This window comes from Candidatus Neomarinimicrobiota bacterium, assembly GCA_021157965.1.
In the GTDB taxonomy this organism is placed as follows: Bacteria; Fidelibacterota; Fidelibacteria; order Fidelibacterales; family Fidelibacteraceae; genus Fidelibacter.
Genome location: JAGGVO010000042.1, coordinates 137,780 through 146,383, shown reverse-complemented (window position 1 = coordinate 146,383; position 8,604 = coordinate 137,780). Strand labels below are relative to the sequence as shown.

Sequence of the window (8,604 nt, the reverse complement as noted above, 5' to 3'; positions counted from 1 at the left end):
ACCTATTGTGACGGGGCTGATTGCATGTCCAGCGTTGATCTGGCGGAAAAACTGGTTTTCGTCTTTCCGGAAGTTTATTACTTCTTTGGTGGATGGAAAGTCTGGATTGATAAAGGCAATCCCGTGGAAGTGGGCGAAGGGAAGGTGTTCTGAATGAATAAGCAGCCCATACTAAAATTAGCATGCATGCTTCTTTTAAGTGTTGTGTTTCTAATCAGTGGTTTTTCAAAGCTGGCGGACCCCCATCTCTTCGTCAGGGATATTATGAATTATAAACTTTTTCCACCCCAACCTCTGCATATCCTGGCTATCTGGCTTATCATGCTTGAACTTTTTATCGGTTTCGGTCTTTGGATCCCTTTTCTTCAAAGGGCATCCGCATGGATTTCGGCGGGGTTGATGGCTTTTTTTATTCTGATGGTGGCAATTGCCATGGCGCGCGGACTCGATATCAGTTGCGGATGCTTCGGCCAGGGAAGTCAGAAAGTGGGATGGAAGAAAATTTTGGAAAATACCGGACTCTTAATTGCTGCGCTGTATCTGTTATGGCCCCGGACGTCCGAAAAATCATCCGTAACATCTTCAGATTTATAAAAAATACATAATCAGGTTGCATCATGACATCATTGCTTATCAGAGAGGTTGTCCATAAAGACCGAATGGTTGATGTTTATATTGAAAATGGTTCGATTCAACATATTGATAGTAAAATTGCAAAATCTGCTGATGAAATCATGGATTGCCATGGCCTGAAAGCCATTCTCCCGGCTTTTTATAACGGGCACACCCATGCAGCCATGACGTTGCTGAGGGGATATGCCGATGATCTGCCTCTCTTTGAATGGCTCAATGACTATATCTGGCCTGCCGAAGCCACATTTACCCCTGAACACATTGATGCGGGGACTCGCCTGGCCTGTCTGGAAATGATTCGTTCAGGCACCGTTTTTTTCAACGACATGTACTGGAATTCTCCTATCGTCATCAGGGCTGCTACCGATATGGGGATGCGCATCTGTACTGGTCCTATTGCCCTGGATGCTTATGAATCCGGCAGCCGGATTCTTCAGCAGAAAGACCGGGAAGCCTTTCTTCAGGCAAGGGAATCATATTCCGATCTTCTGATCCCATCCCTTAACGCCCATTCCATCTACAGCGTGTTACCTGAGACCCTGGAAACGATCCGTTGCATTCTGGATAAGTACGATTTATACTTTCATATTCATCTCAGTGAAACACAGAAAGAGGTAAATGATTGTCTTAAAACTCATAGATGTCGGCCGGTGGAATATCTGGACAAGAAGGGACTGCTCACACCTAAAACCATAGTCGCTCACGGCATTCACCTGACGGACGGGGAGCGGGAGATTCTGGCCCGCAGAGGGGTGACCCTTGTACACATGCCCGTTTCAAATATGAAATTGAGCAACGGGTCTTTTGATATTTCAGGTGCTGAAAAGGCAGGATTAAAAGTGATTTTGGGAACGGACGGGGCGTCTTCCAACAACTGCCTGGATATGATGGGTGAAATGAAAACCGCCTCCCTTTTGGCTAAACATGCCTGGGGTGACGTTACCATACTGCCCGCAGAGAAAGTTTATCACATGGCGACACAGGCCGGGGCGGAAGCGTTCGGACTCCATGGAGGGGTGATTGAAGAAGGTCGTCCGGCCGATGCCATCCTTGTGGACCTGAAAAACCCCCGCCTTGTACCGGGCTATCACCTTGTCTCCGATATGGTTTACAGCGCGGATTCATCCTGCATCGATTCAGTTATTTGCAATGGGCGCTTTCTCATGAAAAATAAACAAATCGAGGGTGAAGAAGCGATTATAGAAAAAGCAGAGAAATGGAAGGTGGAAAGGGTGGGAAAATGATCCCGTAATTCAATCCGGGAAAACTTAAAAGGAGTTTCACATGCAAAAGTTTTCAGTATCACCGGACGGTGAGAAATTCCTGCTTCCGACAGAGGAAGAAGGCTTAAAGGAACGTGAAGAGGTTTTACGGATCACGGAAGAACAGCGGAAACTCGGCCGTGAGATTGTAGCTGTCCAGGGTATGGGATTTGTAGGTTGCGTTATGGCAGCCGTGGTTGCTGATTCAGAAAATGAGAAAGGCGACCCCTGGTATTTTGTTCATGGCCAGCAACGGGCTTCTGTCCGCTCGTACTGGAAGGTTCACAAAATCAACCGGGGAATTCCACCGGTAAAATCTTCCGATGCGGAAGTGGATCGGATTTTTAAATCCACGGTATTGCAGAAAAAGACTTTCAGGGCGACATTCAGGAATGAAGCCTTTGAAATGGCTGACGTCGTGGTGGTGGATATCCAACTGGATGCCACAAAGCCGGCCTTTGGTGAAGCGGAAAAAGGTTTTTGTGATCTGGCGGCTTTCAGAGACGGAATTCGGAATCTGGGAAAGCATATTCAACCCCATTGCCTGGTCCTTGTGGAAACCACGGTACCTCCCGGAACTTGTGAGCGGGTGGTGAAACCTATTATGGAAGAGGAATTCACCCGCCGGGGTATTGATATTGAAAAGCAGCCGCCTCTTATTGCCCATTCCTATGAACGGGTGATGCCCGGGGCCAGATATGTGAGTTCCATACGGGATTTTTGGCGTGTGTACTCCGGAGTGAATGAAGAAAGTAAACAGCGGGCAAAGGAATTTCTGTCACGGGTGATCGATGTGAAAAATTTTCCCCTGACGGAGCTGGAAGATACGAATGCGTCTGAAATGGCTAAAGTCATGGAAAATTCCTACCGGGCGACCAATATTGCTCTAACGCTGGAATGGGCGCGCTTTGCGGAAAAAATCGGTGTAAATATCTTCAATGTCCGGAATGCCATCCGGAAACGCAAGGGCACTCATGACAATCTTCTTCGTCCGAGCCTGGGAGTGGGGGGATATTGCCTGACCAAAGATCCGGTTCTGGCGAACTGGTCAATGCAAAGCCTTTTTGGCATCGACGATATGCTGGATATGGCCATCGAGGCTGTCAATATCAATGATACCATGCCTCTTCACACCATTGAACTTATACAGGAAGTAATCCCCGATCTGAAGGACGTGAAAATCACCGTATTGGGGGTTTCCTATCTTGAGGAATTGGGAGATACTCGACATTCTCCCTCTGCAACACTGGTGAAATTCCTTAATGAAGTCTGGGCTGTTGTGAAAGCTCACGACCCCTATGTGGATTTCTGGCCTGAAATGGAAAATGTCCCCTTATATGCCAATCTGAATGAAGCCCTGAAAGATGCTGAAGTTGTTATATTTGCTGTAGGACATCAAGTATATAAAGATCTGCAGCCGGAAGAAGTCCTGTCCATGACAGGCACAAAACCCCTGATCATCGATTGCTCGGATTTCATCAGCGACACCAAAATTCACAAGTATCTTGGTCTCGGATGCACTTTCCGTGGCGTAGGAAAGGGAATAAAGTAACCCCGGACTTCAGTCCGGGGAACGAAAGGAAAAAAAGAACAACCCCGGACTTCAGTCCGTGGAACGAAAGGAAAAAAAGAACAACCCCGGACTTCAGTCCGGGGAATATATGAAGCGCACAATCCTTCTTTTCACCATATCACTCCTTTTGTTTTCCTGTATCCGGTTTGGAAAAAGGGTAGTAGAGTCTCCGGAATATCTCACGGTCATGACTTACAACATACATCACGGAGTCGGAGCGGACGGGGTTTTTGATTTAGACCGGATTGCCGATCTGATTCGGGAATCCGGAGTGGATCTTGTGGCTCTTCAGGAAGTGGATGTGAAGACTGAAAGAGTTCACGGACTTCATACCATGCAATACCTGGCAGAAAAACTGGATATGGAATGGGTTTTCGGACAAAATCTCTCTTTTCAGGGAGGAGGTTACGGCAACGGCATCCTGTCCGGGTATCCTATTGAATCATGGACAAATGATCATTTTTCCCCCTTTAACGAAGGCGAGCAACGGGGGTTGTTACAAACAGTGATTCGTTATAAAGGGGGATCTATAGCTTTTTGGAATACCCATCTGGATCACAGGCAGGATGATACGGAACGACGGCAAAGTGCAACAACCATCCTCCAAAAAGCCGGTTTAGTTACATTGCCTCTGGTGATTGCCGGGGATTTCAATGATGTTCCGGAGAGCCCTGCAATCCGGACTATCACTCAATGCTTTCGGGATAGCTGGCACGAAACAGGCAAAGATCCGGGATTGACCTATCCGTCACAAGCGCCGGAAAAACGTATCGATTATATTTTCTACCGTCTTTATCCCGATAGTCATTTCCGTCTGAAACCGGTGAAAAGCATACTTCTTAAATCTTCAGCCTCCGATCATCTGCCGGTTGTCGTCGTTTATAAAATTCTGCCGAATAGTCAAAGATTACCTTCTTGATGTGACCGGAATAATGAGACAGTAGATTACACAAAGTAATAAATTATCTATAGGGGATTCAGATATGGTAAAAGAAAACAGTTTGTTAATCCGTGAAACCCGGGATATTCTGTCCGGGCACTGGGGTCTTGCTGTAGGTGTTTTTTTCATTTATATCGTCATTATCAGTGCATTAAACAAAACTCACGAATCCGGTTCACTCCTGTGGTTATTGCTTGCCGGACCATTCAGCCTGGGGGTGTCGATTTTTTCATTGTCCCTTGCACGGTGTCAGGAAGCTTCTGTCGGACAGCTGTTTCAAGGATTTAATCATTTTGGAACAGCATTTTTTGTTAACATTGTCCTGATTGCCATTATTGGAGTCGGTTTCATTTTGCTGGTAATACCGGGTGTGATTTTCGCTCTTTCCTATTCATTAACATATTTTATTCTTGTAGATCATCCGGACCTCAGGCCAATGGAAGCTATTCGAAAAAGCCGGTTCATGATGAATGGGTATAAAGTGAAATTGTTTAACCTGTGGCTTCGTTTTTTTGGACTGGCACTGCTATGTGTCCTTACGGCAGGTATTGGTTTTTTATGGTTGATCCCTTTCGCTCATGTTTGCATGGCACGTTTTTATGAAGATATCAAGAATAATACCCAGCCCCTTGTCACAGAATTATGAGAAGGTGCAATGAATAAAAATCATAAGTGAAATGTTCAAAAAGTAGCATTACCTCCGGGAATTATTAAGCGGTCTTGAGCGAAGTGAATCCTCTCTGATATAAAAATCAACCGGTGTTTACCTCAAAGATGATTTATTTGTTGACACAATTTTCATCCCTGCTGGAAATGGAGCTATCCTCTGGTCTGGCTTATCATGATTGGATTGGGTGTTTTGAGGGTAGTCTTCTTCGGAGGAAAAAGTGGCTTTAACAGACCGTGCAGGAATGGAATAAAATTTCTTTGACATCCGGTTTTTCTATGTGTAATTTAACAGGCTTATGAAATCTGGAGGATTGAAGGAATGTATGCGATTGTTGAAATATCCGGCAAACAATACAAGGTAGAGGCTGGCGAAGAAGTCAAAATCCCTCTTCAGGCTGCTGAGGCCGGGGCCGAACTGGCTTTTGATTCCGTTATGTTTTTGGAATCAGACGGGGATGTGAAAGTCGGCGCACCTTATGTTGATAAAGCCTCTGTAAAGGCAACGGTTGTCAAACACGGCCGTGAGAGAAAGATTATCGTTTTCAAAAAGAAACGGCGCAAACGGTTTAAATCCAAAAACGGGCATCGCCAGGATTATACTCTTGTGAAAATAGACGATATCGCCGTGGCTTAAGGGGAGAATTTATTATGGCACATAAAAAAGGATTAGGAAGTACTAAGAACGGTCGGGACAGCAACCCCAAGTATCTGGGTGTCAAGCGTTACGGTGGTGAATATGTCACAGCCGGCACGATCATTGTACGTCAGCGCGGCACAAAATTCTGGCCCGGTGAAAATGCAGGACGCGGCGGGGATGATACGATTTTCGCCACAGCAGACGGTTTTGTTACTTTTACAAACTCTGCAGGGCGCAAGAAAATCAGTATCCTGCCGAACTGACTTTTTACCATAGATTCTTTTCTCAGAAGCCTGCGGAAGCAGGCTTTTTTATTGAATAATGAATTGAGAGTGAAGAGTGGTGAGTTGCAGCAGCAGATGTCACTCCCCCGTGAAATTAGCGTAGCATATTTCACAGGGATAGTCACCAGTCATCAGTCGCCAGTTTCCAAGTCACAACGTCCGCTAATCCACGCAAACACAACACACAACGAAGCGGCGCTAACTTTCAACTTCTAACTTTCAAAAAAGGATTGATTCGATTGGATGATTTGGGGATCGACTACTGATAAGATACCGAGATTATAAGAGAAATGGGATATATGGTTTCAGTAAGGTAACCCCCCTCCCCGGGGGTAAAATACACAGAATTCCGACTTAATGCAAGATAATATTATTAATAGTATATATGAGGTGCCTGATTTTTATTACATCCCCCCCGTCCGATTTTCCACACTTTCGCTTAGCAAGCAGACCTTTATGGGTGATTGTACCGAGATGCTATTCTCCCATTCTTCTCATGATTAAAATTTTTTACATTATAATATAACGTGAAAGGGGAAAATATGTTATTACGCCCTAAAATAGCTGTTATCGGTGCAGGACAGATCGGAACCGTTATCAGTCACCTGATTGCACTGCGTCAGCTTGGTGACGTGGTCCTTTATGATATTGTCGAGGATCTGCCTCAGGGGAAAGCGCTGGATGTACAGGAAGCATCCCGGATTGATGGATTTGATGTGTCCATTCTGGGTACTAACAGTTATGAGGATATTCATGATGCTGATCTGGTAATTGTTACGGCCGGTGTGCCCAGAAAACCGGGTATGAGCCGTGACGATCTTCTGACGGTTAACAGTAAAATTATACGGATTGTTGCAGAAAATATCCGCAAGTATGCTCCCGGTGCCATTGTCATTCTGATCTCCAATCCCCTCGATGCCATGGTGACGCTCTTTCAAAAAGTATCGGGGTTTCCGGTTCAAAGGGTGATGGGACAGGCCGGTGTTTTGGACAGTTCCCGTTTTTGTACATTTATAGCTCAGGAACTGGATCTGAGTGTCAAGGATGTAAATGCAATGGTTCTTGGAGGCCATGGCGATTCTATGGTGCCGCTGGTTCGCTCGGCAAATATCCACGGAATACCGGTTATGGATTTACTGATTCAAAAATATGGAGAGGAAAAAAAGGCACGGGATGTGATGAATGCTCTGGTGGAAAGGACCCGTATGGCCGGGGGAGAAATTGTAGGACTTTTAAAGTCCGGATCCGCTTTTTATTCTCCCGCTTCTGCGGCGGTAGCTATGGCAGAAAGCATACTTCGGGACGAACACCGGCTTTTACCTGTCTGTGCCTGCCTTCAGGGGGAATACGGCATCCATGATTTGTATATGGGAGTCCCTGCAGTACTAACCAGGACCGGTATTAAAAAAATAGTGGAAATCGACCTTAACCCCGAAGAAGAAAAGGTATTTCGGGTGTCCGCCGGCCATGTGAAAGCCCTCATTGCTGATATGAAAAAATTGAAGTTACTCTGAGACGGTGTTTAAAAAAACAGGAGAGATACATCACGGACAGGATGCCATAAAGGATATCTATTAAAAACCCTGAACTGCCGGACGGTTTTTTTAAATCGAACTTTTGTAATTTTAATGACTAAGGTTTTCGGGTTATGGCCAAATATATCTCTGCAAAACAGATTCTCCTGCCTGCGAAGGGTGCGGGGACGGGAAGCAATATTTTCGGCATTCGATACAGTATGAACTGTTACCGTGGATGCCAGCACGGGTGTATCTATTGTGATACCCGCAGCGACTGTTATCGGGTCCGTTCTTTTAATGATGTGGAAGTAAAAATCAATGCTGTTGATTTGCTCCGGAAGGAATTAGCTGCCAAACGCACTAAAGGGACAGTTGGGACAGGGAGTATGCATGATCCTTACATGCCCCTTGAAATCCAGGAAAAACTGACCCGTCACACCCTGGAGGTTCTTAGTGATTTTCACTTTCCGGTCCATATCATGACAAAAAGCAACCTGGTTCTTAGAGATCTGGATGTTTTAAAACAGCTGTCAAACGTCTATGCTGCCGTGACCTTTACCATTACAACCGTCCGCAATGATCTTTCCCTTTTACTTGAGCCGAATGCACCTGAAAGCAGTCAACGTTTTCAGGCCATGAAAGCCCTGGCATCCAAAGGTATTCTGACAGGTATTTCCATGATGCCCGTCCTTCCCTGGATTACGGACCACTGGTCTCATATTCGCTTACTGGTAGAAAAAGCGACAGATTACGGGGCATCCTATATTTTAAATGCCGGGATGGGGATGACATTAAGGCAGGGGCAGCGTGAGTTTTTCTACCGGAAACTGGACAATAAATTCCCGGGGATGCGTCAGAAGTATGAAAAAGCCTACGGAAACAACTATTATGCCTACGTTGAGAAAGGGGAAGAAATAAGCGGCCGCTTTCATGCCCTATGTGACAAGTTGGGAATTGCCGTGAAAATTCCCACGTATGAAGAGACCCTGCCAATCCAGAGAACCCTTTTTTGAATATTTTTCAGGAGGATGGATTTCCGTGAATCATCAAAAAAGACTCCGGTTTCGAGTTGTATATAAACGGTTCAAA

Annotated in this window: 9 protein-coding genes; all 9 read left to right on the top strand. The window is 45.5% G+C overall.

Going from position 1 to position 8,604, the window contains the following annotated elements; genetic code table 11:
* The first annotated feature begins 153 nt into the window (after nucleotides 1-153).
* The 9 genes from J7K63_07295 (at nucleotide 154) to J7K63_07255 (ending at nucleotide 8,528) form a co-directional block, all read left to right on the top strand.
* A complete protein-coding gene (locus tag J7K63_07295; protein MCD6234824.1) occupies nucleotides 154-594 on the top strand; it encodes a DoxX family membrane protein in 441 nt (146 codons plus the stop codon).
* Between the two features lie 23 nt (nucleotides 595-617).
* The gene (locus J7K63_07290) at nucleotides 618-1,877 is read left to right on the top strand and encodes an amidohydrolase (protein MCD6234823.1); all 1,260 of its coding nucleotides are present in this window, start codon (nucleotides 618-620) and stop codon (nucleotides 1,875-1,877) included.
* A gap of 40 nt (nucleotides 1,878-1,917) precedes the next feature.
* Nucleotides 1,918-3,447 carry a nucleotide sugar dehydrogenase gene (locus tag J7K63_07285; GenBank protein MCD6234822.1) on the top strand — a complete coding sequence of 510 codons (1,530 nt, stop codon included), beginning with the start codon at nucleotides 1,918-1,920 and terminating at the stop codon, nucleotides 3,445-3,447.
* A gap of 109 nt (nucleotides 3,448-3,556) precedes the next feature.
* On the top strand, nucleotides 3,557-4,387 hold the full coding sequence (locus tag J7K63_07280) for an endonuclease/exonuclease/phosphatase family protein (GenBank protein MCD6234821.1): 831 nt from the start codon (nucleotides 3,557-3,559) through the stop codon (nucleotides 4,385-4,387).
* 64 nt (nucleotides 4,388-4,451) lie between these two features.
* On the top strand, nucleotides 4,452-5,054 hold the full coding sequence (locus tag J7K63_07275; protein MCD6234820.1) for a DUF975 family protein: 603 nt from the start codon (nucleotides 4,452-4,454) through the stop codon (nucleotides 5,052-5,054).
* A 342-nt stretch (nucleotides 5,055-5,396) separates the two neighbouring features.
* Nucleotides 5,397-5,711, top strand: a complete 315-nt coding sequence (rplU, locus tag J7K63_07270) for a 50S ribosomal protein L21 (protein MCD6234819.1) — start codon at nucleotides 5,397-5,399, stop codon at nucleotides 5,709-5,711.
* A 14-nt stretch (nucleotides 5,712-5,725) separates the two neighbouring features.
* Nucleotides 5,726-5,977 carry a 50S ribosomal protein L27 gene (gene rpmA / locus J7K63_07265; protein MCD6234818.1) on the top strand — a complete coding sequence of 84 codons (252 nt, stop codon included), beginning with the start codon at nucleotides 5,726-5,728 and terminating at the stop codon, nucleotides 5,975-5,977.
* A 563-nt stretch (nucleotides 5,978-6,540) separates the two neighbouring features.
* Complete coding sequence (gene mdh / locus J7K63_07260) at nucleotides 6,541-7,512, top strand: malate dehydrogenase (protein ID MCD6234817.1); 972 nt, start codon at nucleotides 6,541-6,543, stop codon at nucleotides 7,510-7,512.
* A gap of 134 nt (nucleotides 7,513-7,646) precedes the next feature.
* Nucleotides 7,647-8,528: a radical SAM protein gene (locus tag J7K63_07255; protein MCD6234816.1), complete on the top strand. Its 882-nt coding sequence runs from the start codon at nucleotides 7,647-7,649 to the stop codon at nucleotides 8,526-8,528.
* The last annotated feature ends 76 nt before the right edge of the window (nucleotides 8,529-8,604 follow it).

What these genes read in the sequence shown, in the direction of transcription:
- J7K63_07255 (MCD6234816.1), top strand. Translation starts at nt 7,647, where the DNA reads ATGGCCAAATATATCTCTGCAAAACAGATTCTCCTGCCTGCGAAGGGT.
- mdh (MCD6234817.1), top strand. Translation starts at nt 6,541, where the DNA reads ATGTTATTACGCCCTAAAATAGCTGTTATCGGTGCAGGACAGATCGGA.
- J7K63_07285 (MCD6234822.1), top strand. Translation starts at nt 1,918, where the DNA reads ATGCAAAAGTTTTCAGTATCACCGGACGGTGAGAAATTCCTGCTTCCG.
- J7K63_07290 (MCD6234823.1), top strand. Translation starts at nt 618, where the DNA reads ATGACATCATTGCTTATCAGAGAGGTTGTCCATAAAGACCGAATGGTT.
- rplU (MCD6234819.1), top strand. Translation starts at nt 5,397, where the DNA reads ATGTATGCGATTGTTGAAATATCCGGCAAACAATACAAGGTAGAGGCT.
- J7K63_07280 (MCD6234821.1), top strand. Translation starts at nt 3,557, where the DNA reads ATGAAGCGCACAATCCTTCTTTTCACCATATCACTCCTTTTGTTTTCC.
- rpmA (MCD6234818.1), top strand. Translation starts at nt 5,726, where the DNA reads ATGGCACATAAAAAAGGATTAGGAAGTACTAAGAACGGTCGGGACAGC.
- J7K63_07295 (MCD6234824.1), top strand. Translation starts at nt 154, where the DNA reads ATGAATAAGCAGCCCATACTAAAATTAGCATGCATGCTTCTTTTAAGT.
- J7K63_07275 (MCD6234820.1), top strand. Translation starts at nt 4,452, where the DNA reads ATGGTAAAAGAAAACAGTTTGTTAATCCGTGAAACCCGGGATATTCTG.